Consider the following 15,350-nt stretch of genomic DNA (forward strand, 5'->3'; position numbering starts at 1 on the left):
AAACCTCACCCTGAGCTTGTCGAAGGGCGAGGTTTTAGCCCCCCACTCAGTAGTGGAAGCTGCCGCTCTCGCGCGGCTGGATCAGCTCGCGGGCCCGCATGACGATCTGCACGGCGGTGAAGGGCTTCATCATGTAGGTGGTGGCCCCGGCGCTCATCGCCTCGACCACGCGGTCCAGGCGCCGCTCGCCGGTCATGATCACCACCGGCACCTCGCGGCCCCAGTCGCTGACCCGCAGCCGCCGCAGCACCTCGATCCCCGTCTCGCCCGGCATGCGCACGTCGAGGAAGACGATCGCCGGCTTGCGGTCCTGCACGTCGGTCAGCAGGCTCTGGGCGCCTTCGGCCGTCTGGACGTCGAAGCCGCCATCGATCAGCGCGCCGGCCACGAACTCCAGCATCAGAGTGTCGTCGTCGATCACCAGGGCCAGGGGACGGGACGTCATGCGGGGTCTCCGTACGCGCGCGTCACAACCAGACGCGAGACTGGTTCTTGGTCGCCGCGCGCACCCTTTGCAACAGGTCGTCGGCGGAAAACGGCTTGAGCACGTAGCCGACCGCCCCGGCTTCCATGGCGGCCTTGACGTTGGCGCCGGCCGCCGAGGCGGTGATCATGATCGCCGGCACGTCCTTGAGCCGCTTTTCGGCCCTCAGACGGCGCAGCAGGGTCAGGCCGTTGATCTCGGGCAGGCCGACGTCGAGCAGGAAGACGTGCGGCGGACGGCGGATGGCGGCGGCCAGGGCGTCTTCGGCGTTGTGGGCCACCTCGACGGCGAAGCCGTCCATCTCCAGCCGAAACCGGACGAATTCGGTCACCAACGGGTCGTCGTCGACCACCAGGACCGGGTGCTGCTGCTCGGGCGAGGCCTGCATGACCAAATGATTCCTCCGCCGGAGCAGAATGGCAAGCGCCGGCTCAGGCGGCGGCGATCAGGGCGCCGGAGCGCGCCAGGGTTAGGTGTTGAGCGGCTAACCCGCCCGGGCGCGCTCTAACACTCAAATCAGAGCCTGAAAGGCTCTGGCCAGGTCCTGGAAGCCGTCGACGGAAATGGTCTCGGCGCGGGCGTCCGGATCGATCCCGGCCGCCTCGCACAGAGCGCCGCCGCCCAGGGTCTTGAGGCTGGAGCGCAGCATCTTGCGCCGCTGGCCGAAGGCGGCGGCCGTCACCCGCTCCAGGGCCGAGACCATGGCCTTGTCGGGGGCCGGCGCCAGCGGGACCAGGTGGACCACGGCCGAAGCCACCTTCGGCGGCGGGGTGAAGGCGCGGGCCGGCAGGTCCATGACCACCTTGGCCGAGCACACCGTCTGCGAGATCACCGCCAGCCGCCCATAGGCGTCGTCGCCGTCCTGGGCGGCGATGCGGTCGGCGACCTCCTTCTGGAACATCAGGGTCATCGACAGCGGCCGGAACGGTCCCGTCAGCCAGTCGATCAGGAGCTGGGTGCCGACATTGTAGGGAAGGTTCGACACCATGTGCGCCGGGCCGCCCGCCAGGGCCGCCATGTCGGCCCGCAGGGCGTCGCCCTCGACCAGGGTCAGGCGGCCGTCGGCGGCCTCGGCCAGCTCGCCCAGCAGCGGCAGGAAGCGGCTGTCCTTCTCGACGGCGATCACCTTGGCGCCGGTCTCCAGCAGGGCCCGCGTCAGGCCGCCGGGGCCGGGGCCGACCTCGATCACCGTGTCGCCTTCGCCCACCTGCGCCATGCGCGCGATCTTGCGGGTGATGTTGAGGTCGAGCAGGAAGTGCTGGCCGAAGCTCTTGCGGGCCAGCAGGCCGTGGCGTTCGAGCGCCTCGCGCAGCGGCGGCAGGTTGGCGAGGGAAGGGATCGTCATCGCCTTCGTCTAATTCGAATTGCCGCGTAAGCCTAGGATGGATCGCACGGCCTTCCGAGACGAAAACCTCGTCCTTCGACAAGCTCAGGATAAGGTTTTTCTACAGTCCAGGCCTGCAATGGTCCTCACCCTGAGCCCGTCGAAGGGCGAGGACCACGCAATGAGCGCTGTTTTCAGCTGGCCGCGCGCCGGGCGGCGATCTCGGCGGCCAGGCGCAGGGCGGCGATCAGGCTGTCGGGACGGGCCAGGCCGCGCCCGGCGATGTCGAAGCCCGTGCCATGGTCGGGCGAGGTGCGCACGATCGGCAGGCCCAGGGTGACGTTCACCCCGCCCCAGAAGTCGAGCATCTTCACCGGGATCAGGGCCTGGTCGTGGTACATGCACAGCACCCCGTCATAGGTCTTGCGCGCGTCGGGATGGAACAGGCTGTCGGCGGGCGAGGGGCCGCGGGCGTCGACGCCGCGGGCCCGCAGGGCCGCCACGGCCGGGATGATCGTCTCGATCTCCTCGCGACCCAGGGCCCCGCCTTCGCCGGCGTGCGGATTGAGGGCGGCCACGGCCAGGCGCGGCTGGGCGATGCCGAAATCGGTCTTCAGGGCCTGGGCGGTGACCAGGCCGGCCGCGACGATGCGGTCGATGGTCAGGGCGGCCGGAACCGTGCCCACCGCCTGGTGGATCGTCACTAGGGTGGCGCGCAGGTCGGCGGCGGTCAGCATCATCACCGGCCCGCGGGCCCCGGCATAGGGCGCAGGGGCGGTCAGCTCGGCCAGGAACTCGGTATGACCGGGAAACTTGAAGCCGGCTTCGTACAGCGGCGCCTTGGCGATCGGGGCGGTGACCAGGCCGGCCACGGCGCCCGACAGCGCCAGGCCCGCGCCGGTCTCGATGCAGCGGATGATCTGGGCGGCGTGGGCGCTGGACGGCTGGCCGGCGATCACCGGCGACTGCAGGGGCGTGTCCAGCACGGGCAGGGCGTCGGCGAAGACCTTGGCGGCTTCGACCGGCCCCGTCACGGCCTTGACCTTAACCCCGCCGCCGGCCGCGGCCAGGCTCTGCAGGTCGCCGACGGCCATGAAGGCCGGCCCGGTTTCCCGAAGCTGGCCCCAGGCCTTGGCGATGATCTCGGGCCCTACGCCGGCGGGATCGCCGACGCTGAGGGCCAGGATGTCTGTCTTCACCGGGTCTCGATGGTGGCGGAGTTGCGCAGGTCTCGCAGGTAACGTTTGGAGATCAGCGCAAGTTGCTGACCACGCAGGCGGTTTTCGATCTGGTCGTGGTTCGGGGCGGCGGCGCCGGACTGGCGCTTGCCGCACACCGCGATCAGGTGCAGGCCGGCGTCGGTGCGGATCGGGTCCGACACCTGGCCGACGTTGAGGGCGTTGGCGGCTTCCTGGAAGGCAGGAGCCAGGTCGCCGATCTCGGCTTCGCCGAGGTCGCCGGCCACGACGCCGCTGACCTTGCCGGCCTCGGCCTCCAGGGTCGGGCAGCTGGTCAGCTTGGGCTTCAGGCCCGCCAGCAGGACGGTGGCGGCCTGGACGTCGGCTTCCGGCGCGTCCTTGGGCAGGGCCACGGCCACCTGCTTCAGGTCGACCAGGGTCGCCTTGGAGCCCGAACGCTTGTCGCGCAGATAGACGATGTAGACGCCGTCCTTGACCGGGATCGGGGTCGACAGCTGGCCGGGGCGCAGCTGTTCCAGGGCCACGTCGACCTCGGCCGGCATTTCGCCGGGGCTGACCCAGCCGGCGTCGCCGCCGTTGGCCGCGGTGGCGGCGGCCGAGAACTGGCGGGCCACGGCCGGGAAGGGCGCGCCCTGCTGGATCTGGGTCACCAGCTGGCGGGCCCCGTTCAGGGCCACGTCCGGGCCGCCGACGCGGGTGGCGTCGATGAACACTTCGCTGACCTGGTACTGCGGCTTGCTGGCCGATTCGGACAGGCGGCGCTGGAAGGCCTTGATCTGGTCTTCGCCGATGCGCAGGCGCGAGCCGTAGCGGCCGCTGATCCAGTTCTGCCAGCTGGTCTCGGCGCGGATCTGGGCGCGCCAGGTGTCGGCGCTGACGCCCTGGGCGGCCAGCTGGTCCAGCAGCTGCTGGGCGGTCATCTTGTTGCCCTGGGCGATGCCGCCGATCTCCTCGTCGACTTCCTTGTCGGTCGAGATGATCGTGATCTTCTGTTCCTTCTCGACCCGACGCAGCTCCTGCATCTGGACGTGCTCGTCGATCAGCGAGCGCAGGGCTTCCTGCTCCAGCTGGGGCAGGTTTTCCTGGGTCGGCTGCAGGCCCGAGGTGACCATCAGCAGGCGCATGCGCTGCATCAGGTCGTAGGACGAGATGATGTCGTCGTTGACGACGGCCGCGACGCTTTCCGACAGCGGATTGGCCCGAGCCTGGGGCGGGGCCGCCGCGGGGGCGTCGATGACGGGCGCGGCCTGCTGGGCGTGCGCCGGAAGGCCCGCCATGGTCAGGGCGAGAATGGACGCGGCGCTGGCCGCGAAAGTCGTCACGCTACGCGCAGGCCGCATGGGTAGTGTCGTTCCTCTGGAGCCCGACCCCTTGGGATCGGCCTCGATTTCAAGCCTCTGATGGCGCGAGCGCCCCTGTGGGCGATCGCGCCTCGATACGCCATATGGACGGGTGCGGACCCCCGCACGCCCCCCGGCGCGATGGATTTCTTAGTCGCTGTACCCTGTATCACCTAATGTGGCGAGGGTTAGGCGGACCACGATCGACTCGTCTGGCTGGAGCTTCAGCCCGGTAACGGTCGAGCTATAGCGGTCTTCGTGTTGGTAGATGATGTCCACCCGGATGCAATCGTCCGTGTAGGCGATCCCCAGGTCGCGACGGCGCCAGGTCTCGGCCACCAGGTCGAGCTGGCCGAAGGCGGTCAGGGCCCACTTGTCGGTCAGCTTCAACTGGCCCCGGGTCTCGAAGTTTTCCTGCCGCTCGCCGTTGGAGTCGACATTGTCCTTCAGGTAGCGGAACGAGCCCTGGACCCGCGAGGTATAGGCGTCTGCGCCGGTTTCCAGGCGGTTGATCTTGGTGGTGTCGGAGTCCAGGCGCGTGCGGATATAGGCGTTGATGCCGCGCACCGGCGTGACCGTGGCGGCCACGATCCAGTCGGACGACTTGTCCTGCAGGCCCGTGCGTTCCGGCAGCAGCGGATCGTATTCGGTGCGGAAGCTGCGCCCGACCAGGATGCTGCCGCCGCGGCCGTCGGCGGTGTTAAAGGTCGCCCGGCCGCCGACATTGGCCCGCGTGCCGCCCTCATAGAGGTCGAAGCCCGGCGACTTGTTGGTGCGGAACAGGTTGGTCTCGTCGAACTCGAAGGCCGAGCTGTCCTCGTTGTAGAGGTAGGTCGTGGTCCCGTTGCGCGCCACCACCACCGGCACCCGCGAGCTGTCCGAGCCCGAGGCGATCTGCACCAGGGGCTCCAGCACGACGCTGCCGCCGTTCTTCAGGCCCTTGTAGAGCGGCAGGCTGAGGTCCACCCCGGCCACGCCCAGGGCGCGGGAATAGTTGACCTCGGCGTCGTCGCCGGCCGCCAGGGCCGCCGTCGTCAGGTAGATGCCCTTGACCTTGTAGGCGTCGGCGCGGGCCTGGGCGAAGGGCTGGATGCGCAGGCCCGGCCCGACCACCGCGCTGGCGCGCCAGTCGGCCTGGAAGCTGCCGCGAACGCTGTCGACGCCGTCCTCGCCCCGATAGGCGGTGAAGGCGTAGGGCGACTCTCCGTATTGCGACTCCGAGCGGTTCAGCATCACGCCCGAGCCCTGCAGGCGCAGGCGCCCGAACAGCACCGGCGATTCAGGCTCCCAGCGGCCCTCGACCAGCGGGCCGATGAACGGGAAGGCGCCGCTGTTCTCGAACTTGTTGCCCAGGCCCGTCGAGGAATCGGTGCCGACGACCCGCAGGCCCTGCACCGAGACGGCCGAGACCGAGAACCACGACCGCTCGTCCTGCCGCGAGGCGTAGACCTGCGAGGTCAGACGGTGGTCCTCGCTCGTGAACAGGCCGCGCTGCTGGTAGACGTCGTTGATGTCGTACTTGTCGAACAGCAGGGCGTCGGAGGCGCGCTCGGCGCTGAAGCCCCACTTCCACTTGTCGTCGATGTCGAAGGCGCCCTTGGCCAGGATGTAGCTGCGGGTGGTCGCCTCGCCGAAGCGATTGCCCCGGTTGTCGAATTCCTTCTCGTACGTCGCCCCGAAGCGCGCCTCGAGCATGCCCGAGTAGAAGCGCTTGCGGAAATTGACGTTCACGAACGGATTGATTTTCGTGTTGATCTGAGGACTTACGATGACATCCGAAGACGGCGAGAGAACCTGCAGATAGGGCTGCTGGTACGAAAGTCCGCGCTTCTTCGACAGCCCGACCTTCGGCGTCAGGAAGCCCGAGCTCTGCTCGGCCTGCGGGTCCGGGTGCCAGAACAGCGGCAGGTAAAGCAGCGGCGCGCCCCACAGGCGGATGCGGGCGCCGTGGTAGTAGACGATCTTCTTGCTCTTATCCTGCACCACCTTGTCGGCTTCGATCGACCAGGTCGGCTTGGGCTTTTCGGCGCAGACGTCGCAGGGGGTGTAGATCGCCTGGTTGAGCTCGGTGACCTGCTCGTTGCGGCGGATGGCCGTAGCGGCGGCGATCTTGACGTTCTCGTCCAGGCGCGTGGAGAAGTTGCGCGCGAAGCCGGCGCGCATGTCCTTGTCCAGGGTCAGGTCGTCGGCGAACTGGGCCGTGCCGTCGGCGTTGATCAGCGAAACCTTGCCGTGGGCGGTCACCACGCCGGTCTTGGTGTCGTAGATCACTTCCTGGGCGCGCAGCACGCGGCCCTGGTAGCGCACCTCGACCGAACCGCGCGCGGTCATGGTCTGGGTGGTGTCGTCGCGGATCAGCAGATCGGATTCGAGATAGTAGCCGTCGTCGCCCAGGCCGTCGTCGGGAACGGCGGGTCTGGCCGGAACTTCCGGGATCGTCGTCAGGGCGGGCTGGGCGGCGGCCGCGCTCGCGGCGAACGCCAGCCAGGCCACGCCGGCCATCAGCAGCTTGCGAACCGCCGCGCCAGGCGCTGGGCTTAGATCGATCATCAGGGGCCTCGATGCCGGCGTCACAGACTCAACCATCCTCGGTATAGCAAAGCAGGGTCAAACCCGCCAAAAGCGCCGCGGCCGGCGGGGTCCAGGCGGCCAGGATCGGCCCCAGGACATCGGCCTTGCCAAGCGCGCCGCACAGTTCGTTGAAGAAGAAGAAGCCAAAGCCGAGGGCCACGCCCGAGCCGGCCAGGGCCGCCAGGCCCCCCAGGCGCATCAGGCGCAGCGAGAAGGCCGCCGCCAGCACCGACATCGCCGCGAACAGCAGCGGCGTGGCCAGCATCTGCTGCAGGCGCATCTTGAACGGCGTCGCTGAGAAGCCGGCCGCCTCGGTGCGGGCGATGGTCTCGGGCAGGCGCCAGAAGGCCACGGCCTGCGGGTTCTTGAAGCGGTCGGAGGCGGTGCGCTCGTCCAGGTCCGACGGCACCGAGGCGCTTTCCGAGCGCAGGGCGCCGGCGCCGGGCGTGGCCTCGCTGACGCCGGTCAGGCGCCAGAAGCCCGGCTCCAGCCGCGCCTCGGCCGCCTCGTAGCGGCGCGAGAACACCAGGCTGCCGTTGGGCTGCACGTCGTAGACGAAGAACGACACGCCGCGCAGGCGCACCGCGCCGCCGACCGTGTCGCGCATGCGGGCGCGGATGACGATCTGGCGCTTGTCGTCGCCCTGCCGCAGCCAGGCGCCCTTGGGGGCGTTCTTCAGATAGCCGGCCATCAGCGCGTCGCGCTCGGTCTCGAAACGCGTGCTCATCGCCGCCGTCAGCGGGTTCAGCAGGGTGACCGTGACGATGCCCATGGCGAAGGCCGCGAAGGCCGCCGGCAAGATGAAGCGCCAGGCCGAGACGCCGGCCGCGCGCATGGCGATCAGCTCGCTGCGGCGGTTCAGGCCGACGAATGCGCCCAGGGTGCCGAACAGGAAGATGAACGGCGTCAGGGTCAGCAGGGTGGCCGGCGCCTGCAGCACGGTCAGGTACAGCAGCTGGCCAAAGCCCGCGTCCTCCGAGCGCGTGCCGACATTGCGGGCGATGTCGACGAAGGCGATCAGCATCACCAGCGCGCCCAGCACCGCCAGGGCCGCGCCCAGCGAGGCCAGCGTCTTGCGCAGCACGTAGCGCTCGATCATGCCCGGACCGATCACGAGGCGGCTCCCAGCGGCTGGAGGTCGTCGCGATGCTTGCCGATGGGCACGTAGCGCATGATCTTCTGCCGGAAGATCTGCGACAGCCCCCACCAGATGGCGCCGATAGGCACGGCGTATTGCAGCACGTTCAGCCAGACGTTGTCGTCGCAGGCCGCCTGCACGCCGAAGCCGACGATGCGGATCACCGCCGCGGCTGCGCCGACGGCGGCGATCCGCTTGGCGTAGCCCATGCGGCTGAACGAGCCGCCGATCACGGCCGCCAGGGCCATGGCCATCATGGCGATGTTGTAGAGCGGGCTCGACAGCCGCGAATGGCCCTCGGCGATCAGCTTCACGCGGTTATGCTGCTCCCACTCCTGGGTCATGTCCGGGAAGAACAGCTCGTGCGGATAGCGGTCGGCGATCTTGTAGTGCAGCAGCTCGTCGCTCTGGAACAGGGTCGACAGGTCGAAGACGTATTCCTCGAACGACAGGTAGTTCAGCACGCCGTTGCTGGAGAACTCCTGGTTCGAGCCCTTGCGCATGATCAGCACCGGCAGGTCGTTGCGCTTGGCGATGACGCCTTCGCGGGCCGTGTAGGTGACCGAGCCGCCGTTGGGCTTTTCCTGGTGGATGAAGAGGTTCTTGATCAGGCTGTCGCGGTCGATCGACTGGGCGTAGACGGTCAGGCCCGGTCCGGGCTCGGTGAACTCGCCGGGCCGCACCAGGGTCGAGGCCAGGTCGGTCTTCATGTCGAAGGCGGTCTCGCGGATCAACCGCGCCGACCAGGGCTGGGCCCACAGCCCCAGCGCCAGCGAGATCAGGGCCGCGCCCACCGCCAGCCTCATGGCCGGCGAGATCACCCGCCAGCGGCTCATGCCGCCGGCGAAGCAGACGACGATCTCCTGCTCGGTGTGCAGACGGTTCAGCGCCACCAGGGCGGCCACGAACACGGCCACCGGCATGATGATGTTCAGCAGCTGGGGCAGGGCCAAGAGGATCATCTTGGCGAAGATCAGCGCGGTCTGGCGCTGCTCGACCAGGATGTCGAACTCCGACAGGCTTCGCGCCAGCAGGGCCAGCGCCGCCAGGGCCGCGGTGGCCAGGATGGTCGGCCCGACCAGCTGTCGGAAGAGATAGCGTTCGATCAGGCGCATTGAGGGGTGTTTCGGGGGCTTCACGGATTCGCGCGGCGAACCCCGGCGGTTGGCGTGTTCTACACGTCTGGCTCGGCTTGGCACAACCGAAGACATGATGTGGGACGGCGTGACGGGGCTGTGAACGGCGACGGTCTTTTCCCCGGATGCGGCATGGACTATGCCGGGCGTTCACGTCCTGTCGTGTCGGATCGCGGCCTTCTCAAGGCCGCGCCGCGACCGGGTCTTCCGCTTCCCAGGAGCGCTCAATGCGTATCGAGTTCGTCACCGCCGACAGCCAGGCCGGCGCCAACGCCGCCCTCGCGGTCCTGGCCTACGAGGCCGCCGCCCTTTCGCCCGAGGCCAAGGCCGTTAACGACGCCGCCGGCGGCGCGATCGCCCGCGCCGCGGCCGGCGGCCGCTTCATCGGCGCCAAGGGCCAGGTGCTCGACATCGTCGCGCCCGCCGGCCTCGACGCCGCCCGCGTCGTCGTCATCGGCGTCGATGGGTCCGGCGCGGTCGAGCCGGAGACGATCGAGATCGCCGCCGCCCACGCCTACAACGCGGTGAAGACCTCGGGCGTCACCGAACTGCTGCTCAAGCTCGGCGGCGACGCCGAGACCGCCGCCCGCGTCGCCTTCGGCGTCAAGCTGGCCGCCTATCGCTTCGACAAGTACCGCACCACCGAGAAGGCCGAGAAGAAGCCCTCGGTCGCCACCGTCAAGGTCGCCGCCGCCGATCCGGCCAAGGCCCAGAAGGCCTTCGCCGCCCTCGAGCCGATCGCCGACGCCATCCTGTTCAGTCGCGACCTGGTCTCCGAGCCGGCCAACATCCTGCATCCGGAAGAGTTCGCCGCCCGCGTGAAGGGCCTGGAAAGCCTGGGCCTGGAGGTCGAGATCCTCGGCGAGGCCGCCATGGCCGAGCTCGGCATGGGCAGCCTGCTCGGCGTCGGCCAGGGCAGCGTCCGCGAGAGCCAGCTGGTCATCGCCCGCTGGAACGGCGCGGCCGACAAGTCGGCCCAGCCCATCGCCTTCGTCGGCAAGGGCGTCTGCTTCGACACCGGCGGCATCTCGATCAAGCCGGCCGACGGCATGGAAGACATGAAGTGGGACATGGGCGGCGCGGCCGCCGTGGCCGGCGTCATGCACGCCCTGGCCGGCCGCAAGGCCAAGGTCAACGCCATCGGCGTGCTCGGCCTCGTCGAGAACATGCCCGACGGTAACGCCCAGCGTCCCGGCGACGTCGTCACCTCGATGTCGGGCCAGACCATCGAGGTCATCAACACCGACGCCGAAGGCCGCCTCGTCCTGGCCGACGCCCTCTGGTACACGCAGGACCGCTTCAAGCCGAAGTTCATGATCGATCTCGCCACCCTGACCGGCGCGATCATCATCTCGCTGGGCAACGACTACGCCGGCCTGTTCAGCAACAACGACGGCCTGTCGGAGAAGCTGCTGGCCGCCGGCGAGTCCGAGCGCGAGCCCCTGTGGCGCCTGCCGCTGCCCAAGGCCTACGAGAAGCAGATCGAAAGCCCGATCGCCGACATGAAGAACATCGGCGGCCGCCCGGCCGGCTCGATCACCGCCGGCCTGTTCCTGCAGCGCTTCGTCAACGGCGTGCCGTGGGCCCACCTCGACATCGCCTCGACCGCCTGGCGCAAGGGCTCGTCCGACCCGACCGTGCCGGACGGCGCGGTGGGCTTCGGCGTGCGCCTGCTCAACCGCCTCGTCGCCGACGCCTACGAAGGCTGAAGCCAGGCATGACTTCCGCCGCGCACTGCGAGATCTGGTTCTACCATCTGGAGCGAAGCAGCGCCGAACAGGTGCTGCCCGAGCTGCTGGAAAAGACGCTGGGGCGCGGCTGGAAGGCTCTGGTCCGGGGCGGGGATCCGGCGCGCCTCAACGCGCTGGACGCCCACCTCTGGACCTGGCGCGACGACAGCTTCCTGCCCCACGGCCTGGCCGAGGAGCCCATGGCCGAGCGCCAGCCGGTGCTGCTCAGCGCCGGGCTCGACAACCCGAACGGCGGCGATGCGTTGTTCCTGCTCGACGGCGCCGAGCCGGGGGATCTGGGCGACTTCGCGCGCTGCATCCTGCTATTCGACGGCCGTGACGAAGAGGCCCTGCGGCTGGCGCGGGGCCGCTGGAAGGCGTTCAAGGCGGCCGGCCACCCGGTGTCCTACTGGCAGCAGGCCGAACGCGGATGGGAGAAGAAGGCATGAAGCGGTTCGGCGTAATTCTGGGTGCGGCGATGATCCTGGCGGCCTGCTCGACGGGCGCGCCCGAACCCGCCCCGCCGCCGCCGCCCGAAACCCCCGTCGCCCCGCCCGCCATCGCCCTGCCGAAGCCCCCGGAGCCCGAAAAGGACCAGTGCGGCCTCAAGGACGCGCAAACCTTCGTCGGCAAGAACCGCACCGCGCTCCCGGCCCCGGTCGATCCCTCCCGCTGGCGCGTGGCCTGCACCACCTGCCCGGTGACCATGGACTACCGCCCCGACCGCCTGAACATCCTGTTCAATCCGGACACAGGCGTGGTGCAGCAAGTGAAGTGCGGCTGAGGGCGGCCTAAAAATCCCTCTCCCAGAGGGAGAGGGAGGGGCCCGCGCGAAGCGTGGGAGGGTGAGGGGGTACGCCGCTCGCGGTCCTATCCCCGTTCCCCCCACCCGTAAAATCCCCGCGAAAGCGGGGACCCAGGCTTTTTCTGCCACCACGGCCCTCGACGATAAAACACCTGGGCCCCGCTTTCGCGGGGGTTTTACGGTTTGGGGTGGGCCGTACGCACGCTGCTCACACGGCGAACTCAGAAAAGAGTCCAGCGAACTCAAGGGCCTACAACTTTATAACCCCAATCGATCCCCACCCACTCAAACCACCCCCATACTCACAGTCATCCCAGCCATGGGGAGGGCTCTTGGTACCGGCCCAAGTTGCGGCTGTGATCGCATCGAGCGGGGCCGCTTGGAGCGTCATGGGAAGGGCGGGTTTGCAGGATCGCTCAGAAGGCGTGATTGGGCCGTCAGCCGTTCCGTGACGCGACAAGCGGGTCGACAGGCCGGGAACGTTCAAACCGGTTCAACAGGATCAGCCGAGGCCGCGCCGGATTACCGCGGGGCTGTCGATCCTGCCCGTCCGAGGGCTAGCCGGGCCAATGGCTGAAATAGCGCCTACGCCCCCGGTCCTTCGAGCCAACGATGCGGCGGAGCGGTCTGACGAAGCCGAAACGCTAAAACCCATCACGGTCTCCGGGCTCCGCCCGGCCGCTCCGCGCCTTCCCGACCTAACGCGCATTCGCGCGGGAGACCGAAAAGCCGTGCCCCTCTCCCCTTGCGGGAGAGGGTGGCCTGCGAAGCAGGTCGGGTGAGGGGTCTCTCAGAACCGTCCGCGCGACCCCTCATCCGTCGCCTGTCGGCGACACCTTCTCCCGCAAGGGGAGAAGGACGAAGCGGAGAACCCCATGCCCAAGTCCAAGCCCCCGCGCAGCCGCCTGCGTCGCACGCCTAACGGCAAGCCTCTCAATCGCATCAGTCAGCGCATGATCGCCGATAGCGAGGCCAACATCGCCTCTCTCCAGCGCATGGTGCGGGACGTCGAGCGCATCGCCCACAAGGCGCCCGCCGACGAACTGGCCAGTTTTCGCGAGGAAATGAACGAGGGAATCCGCTGCTGGACCAGCGTGCGCAACATTCAGCTGGAATTCCAGAACAACACCAAGCCGGTCTGGCCGGGGATCGTGAAGGCGCTGGAGGAAGAGGCGGCCCGCCTGAAACGCTAGCGCTTGCCCACGCCCGGGAACATCGCCACCTCGCCGTCGAACACGCCCAGATAGCCCAGCTCGCCGAGCAGCGGCGTCAGGTCTTCCAGGGTGTCGGCGCCGGCGCGGGCGGCGGCCAGTTCGCTGGGACGGCCTTCCTGGTCGTGCAGGCGGTAGACCGTCCACATCTTGCCCTTGGGCGCGGTCGCGCCGGGGGCAAGGTAGCGGTGCTCCCAGCCGACCAGGGCGGGGCTGCGGCCGATCTCGACGTCGAACGGACGGTCGCGGAAGGCCAGGTCCATCTCCAGCCGGGTGGCCTCGGCCAGCCGCTGGTCCAGCCACTCGGCGAAGGCCTCCAGCACGCTGGCGGCCGACAACCCTTCCGGGTTGGCGATCACATGGTTGCGACTGGAAAGGGCTGCGCTCATGGGTCGCAGTTTTGCGCCCATAGGTGTCACGGAAGGCCTAAACGTCTTGGTTTACTGACGTTTACCGCGATTTTTCCGCGCCTCGCCTAAGGTGAAGCTCTAGCCCTCGGCCTCGGCCAGCTGCTCGGCCAAGTCCATCCACGCCGCCTCGGCCTCGTCGAGCTTGGCCTTGGCGTTGTCGCGGCGCTTCTCCAGTTCGGGCACCTTGGCCGGTGTCTTCACATAGAGCTGCGGGTCGGCCAGCTGGGCTTCCAGCTCGGCCAGGTCGCGGGTCTTGCGGTTGAGCACCTGCTCGGCCGCCTCGACCTTGCGGCGCAGCGGCTCGACGGCGACGGTCTTGCGCGGGGGGGCGGCGGGCTCGGCCTTGACCGGCTCGCGGGCCACCTGGGTCGGCTTCACCGCCTGCTTGGCGCGGTCGAGCACGAACTTGGCGTAGTCGTCCATGTCGCCGTCGAACGGCACGACCTTGCCGTCGGCGGCCAGCCAAAGCCGGTCGGCCACCAGCTCCATCAGCGAGCGGTCGTGGGTGATCAGCAGCACCGCGCCCTCGTAGTCGTTCAGGGCGTCGAGCAGGGCCCGGCGGCTGTCGATGTCGAGGTGGTTGGTCGGCTCGTCGAGGATCAGGACGTGCGGGGCGTCCATGGCCACCAGGTTCAGCAGCAGACGGGCCCGCTCGCCGCCCGACAGGCTGGCGACCGTGGTCTCCTGCTTGTCGAAGTTCAGGCCCCACTGGGCCAGGCGCGAGCGGCGCGAGGATTCGCTGGAGTCCGGCATGGCCCGGCGGACGATCTCCAGCGGGGTGTCGTTGGGATCCATCGCCTCGATCTGGTGCTGGTGGAACCAGCCGACCTTCATCTTCTTGTCGCGATGCAGCTCGCCCGACTGCACGGTCAGGGCCCCGGCGATCATCTTGGCGAAGGTCGACTTGCCCGCGCCGTTGACGCCCAGCAGGCCGATGCGGTCGTCCAGGTCCATGCGCAGGTTGAGGTTCTTGAGGATCGAACGGCCGTCCTCGTAGCCGACATTGGCCTTTTCCAGCCTGATCAGCGGCGGCGGCAGCGGGCGCGGCGGCGAGGGCAGGGTGAAGGGCGCGACGCGCTCCTCGATCGTCGTCGACACCGGCTCCATCTTGGCTAGGCGCTTCATCCGCGACTGGGCCTGGGCGGCCTTGGACGCCTTGGCCTTGAAGCGGTCGACGAAGGATTGCAGGTGGGCGCGCTCGGCGTCCTGCTTGGCCTTGGCCGACAATTGCAGGCGGGCCTTCTCGGCGCGGCGCTTCTCGAAGTCGTCGTAGCCGCCGACATAGAGCTCCAGCTTGCCGCCTGCCAGGTGCAGCATGTGCGTGCAGCTGTTGTTGAGCAGTTCGCGGTCGTGGCTGACGATCAGGGCGGTGTGCGGATACTTCTTCAGGCGCGCTTCCAGCCACAGGGCGCCTTCGAGGTCGAGATAGTTGGTCGGCTCGTCGAGCAGCAGCATGTCGGGCTCGGCGAACAGCGCCGCGGCCAGGGCCACGCGCATCCGCCAGCCGCCCGAGAACTCGCTCATCGGCCGTTGCAGGTCTTCCTGGGTGAAGCCCAGGCCCGCCAGGATTTCCGAGGCCCGCGACGGCGCCGAGTCGGCGTCGATCTCGATCAGCCGGCCCCAGATCTCGCCCATCTCCTCCGGATCGGCGGTTTCCAGCCGGGTCAGCAGGTCGTGACGCTCCTCGTCGGCCTCCAGCACGGTGTCGAGCAGGGTCACGGGCGTGGCCGGGTGCTCCTGGTCCACCGAGCCGATGCGGGCGTTCTTGGGCAGGCTGATCTCGTCGCCGGCGGCGACCAGCTGGCCCAGGATCAGCTTGAACAGCGTCGACTTGCCCACGCCGTTGCGGCCGATCAGCCCGACCTTGGCCCCCGGCGGCAGGCTGACGGTCGCCTTGTCGAAGAACCGGCGTCCCCAGGCGTCGAAAGTAAGTTCGTTGATCTGAAGCATGTTGGGAACGCGGGGTTGGCGGGGAGGAGGCGCCCGGCTATAAGCCCGCAAC

Annotated in this window: 14 protein-coding genes and 1 pseudogene; 4 read left to right on the plus strand and 11 right to left on the minus strand. The window is 68.9% G+C overall.

Annotated elements, in window-relative coordinates; genetic code table 11:
- Positions 1–46: 46 nt before the first annotated feature.
- The 8 genes from I4Q42_RS05865 to lptF form a co-directional block, all read right to left on the minus strand.
- Complete coding sequence (locus I4Q42_RS05865; RefSeq protein ID WP_198575115.1) at positions 47–445, minus strand: response regulator; 399 nt, start codon at positions 443–445, stop codon at positions 47–49.
- A 22-nt stretch (positions 446–467) separates the two neighbouring features.
- The gene (locus I4Q42_RS05870) at positions 468–872 is read right to left on the minus strand and encodes a response regulator transcription factor (protein WP_198575116.1); all 405 of its coding nucleotides are present in this window, start codon (positions 870–872) and stop codon (positions 468–470) included.
- A 123-nt stretch (positions 873–995) separates the two neighbouring features.
- On the minus strand, positions 996–1,829 hold the full coding sequence (gene rsmA, locus I4Q42_RS05875; RefSeq protein ID WP_198575117.1) for a 16S rRNA (adenine(1518)-N(6)/adenine(1519)-N(6))-dimethyltransferase RsmA: 834 nt from the start codon (positions 1,827–1,829) through the stop codon (positions 996–998).
- Between the two features lie 173 nt (positions 1,830–2,002).
- A complete protein-coding gene (gene pdxA, locus I4Q42_RS05880) occupies positions 2,003–3,007 on the minus strand; it encodes a 4-hydroxythreonine-4-phosphate dehydrogenase PdxA (RefSeq protein WP_198575118.1) in 1,005 nt (334 codons plus the stop codon).
- Positions 3,004–4,329: a peptidylprolyl isomerase gene (locus I4Q42_RS05885; RefSeq protein WP_332873025.1), complete on the minus strand. Its 1,326-nt coding sequence runs from the start codon at positions 4,327–4,329 to the stop codon at positions 3,004–3,006. Before I4Q42_RS05885 ends, pdxA begins: the two co-directional genes overlap by 4 nt.
- A 168-nt stretch (positions 4,330–4,497) precedes the next feature.
- On the minus strand, positions 4,498–6,897 hold the full coding sequence (locus I4Q42_RS05890; RefSeq protein WP_232792864.1) for an LPS-assembly protein LptD: 2,400 nt from the start codon (positions 6,895–6,897) through the stop codon (positions 4,498–4,500).
- 28 nt (positions 6,898–6,925) lie between these two features.
- Positions 6,926–8,017, minus strand: a complete 1,092-nt coding sequence (lptG, locus tag I4Q42_RS05895) for an LPS export ABC transporter permease LptG (RefSeq protein WP_232792919.1) — start codon at positions 8,015–8,017, stop codon at positions 6,926–6,928.
- 11 nt (positions 8,018–8,028) lie between these two features.
- Complete coding sequence (gene lptF / locus I4Q42_RS05900) at positions 8,029–9,171, minus strand: LPS export ABC transporter permease LptF (protein WP_198575122.1); 1,143 nt, start codon at positions 9,169–9,171, stop codon at positions 8,029–8,031.
- 248 nt (positions 9,172–9,419) lie between these two features.
- Here lptF and I4Q42_RS05905 point away from each other — a divergent pair, with 248 nt between their 5' ends.
- From I4Q42_RS05905 to I4Q42_RS05915, 3 genes are read left to right on the plus strand one after another with little or no spacing between them, the layout of a single operon-like run.
- Entirely contained in the window at positions 9,420–10,901 is a 1,482-nt protein-coding gene (locus I4Q42_RS05905; protein ID WP_198575123.1) for a leucyl aminopeptidase, read from the plus strand.
- Between the two features lie 8 nt (positions 10,902–10,909).
- Positions 10,910–11,371: a DNA polymerase III subunit chi gene (locus tag I4Q42_RS05910; RefSeq protein ID WP_198575124.1), complete on the plus strand. Its 462-nt coding sequence runs from the start codon at positions 10,910–10,912 to the stop codon at positions 11,369–11,371.
- Positions 11,368–11,706 (plus strand): peptidase inhibitor I78, encoded by a 339-nt coding sequence (locus I4Q42_RS05915; protein ID WP_198575125.1) that lies wholly within the window; start codon positions 11,368–11,370, stop codon positions 11,704–11,706. Before I4Q42_RS05910 ends, I4Q42_RS05915 begins: the two co-directional genes overlap by 4 nt.
- A gap of 719 nt (positions 11,707–12,425) precedes the next feature.
- Here I4Q42_RS05915 and I4Q42_RS26565 read toward each other — a convergent pair.
- A pseudogene (locus I4Q42_RS26565) lies at positions 12,426–12,575 on the minus strand (hypothetical protein).
- A gap of 27 nt (positions 12,576–12,602) precedes the next feature.
- Between I4Q42_RS26565 and I4Q42_RS05920 the strand changes: the two are divergent.
- A complete protein-coding gene (locus I4Q42_RS05920) occupies positions 12,603–12,920 on the plus strand; it encodes a hypothetical protein (RefSeq protein ID WP_198575126.1) in 318 nt (105 codons plus the stop codon).
- Here the strand turns inward: I4Q42_RS05920 and I4Q42_RS05925 are convergent.
- Together I4Q42_RS05925 and I4Q42_RS05930 are read right to left on the minus strand one after the other, a co-directional pair.
- A complete protein-coding gene (locus I4Q42_RS05925; protein WP_198575127.1) occupies positions 12,917–13,327 on the minus strand; it encodes a hypothetical protein in 411 nt (136 codons plus the stop codon). The genes I4Q42_RS05920 and I4Q42_RS05925 overlap by 4 nt on opposite strands.
- Before the next feature lie 99 nt (positions 13,328–13,426).
- Positions 13,427–15,298 (minus strand): ABC-F family ATP-binding cassette domain-containing protein, encoded by a 1,872-nt coding sequence (locus I4Q42_RS05930; protein ID WP_198575128.1) that lies wholly within the window; start codon positions 15,296–15,298, stop codon positions 13,427–13,429.
- Positions 15,299–15,350: the final 52 nt, after the last annotated feature.

Origin of the sequence: Caulobacter hibisci (assembly GCF_016135805.1) — a bacterium.
Lineage (GTDB): Bacteria > Pseudomonadota > Alphaproteobacteria > Caulobacterales > Caulobacteraceae > Caulobacter > Caulobacter hibisci.

What these genes read in the sequence shown, in the direction of transcription:
- lptG (WP_232792919.1), bottom strand. Translation starts at nt 8,017, where the DNA reads ATGATCGAGCGCTACGTGCTGCGCAAGACGCTGGCCTCGCTGGGCGCG.
- rsmA (WP_198575117.1), bottom strand. Translation starts at nt 1,829, where the DNA reads ATGACGATCCCTTCCCTCGCCAACCTGCCGCCGCTGCGCGAGGCGCTC.
- lptF (WP_198575122.1), bottom strand. Translation starts at nt 9,171, where the DNA reads ATGCGCCTGATCGAACGCTATCTCTTCCGACAGCTGGTCGGGCCGACC.
- I4Q42_RS05930 (WP_198575128.1), bottom strand. Translation starts at nt 15,298, where the DNA reads ATGCTTCAGATCAACGAACTTACTTTCGACGCCTGGGGACGCCGGTTC.
- I4Q42_RS05915 (WP_198575125.1), top strand. Translation starts at nt 11,368, where the DNA reads ATGAAGCGGTTCGGCGTAATTCTGGGTGCGGCGATGATCCTGGCGGCC.
- I4Q42_RS05925 (WP_198575127.1), bottom strand. Translation starts at nt 13,327, where the DNA reads ATGAGCGCAGCCCTTTCCAGTCGCAACCATGTGATCGCCAACCCGGAA.
- I4Q42_RS05905 (WP_198575123.1), top strand. Translation starts at nt 9,420, where the DNA reads ATGCGTATCGAGTTCGTCACCGCCGACAGCCAGGCCGGCGCCAACGCC.
- I4Q42_RS05910 (WP_198575124.1), top strand. Translation starts at nt 10,910, where the DNA reads ATGACTTCCGCCGCGCACTGCGAGATCTGGTTCTACCATCTGGAGCGA.
- I4Q42_RS05865 (WP_198575115.1), bottom strand. Translation starts at nt 445, where the DNA reads ATGACGTCCCGTCCCCTGGCCCTGGTGATCGACGACGACACTCTGATG.
- I4Q42_RS05920 (WP_198575126.1), top strand. Translation starts at nt 12,603, where the DNA reads ATGCCCAAGTCCAAGCCCCCGCGCAGCCGCCTGCGTCGCACGCCTAAC.
- I4Q42_RS05870 (WP_198575116.1), bottom strand. Translation starts at nt 872, where the DNA reads ATGCAGGCCTCGCCCGAGCAGCAGCACCCGGTCCTGGTGGTCGACGAC.
- I4Q42_RS05890 (WP_232792864.1), bottom strand. Translation starts at nt 6,897, where the DNA reads ATGATCGATCTAAGCCCAGCGCCTGGCGCGGCGGTTCGCAAGCTGCTG.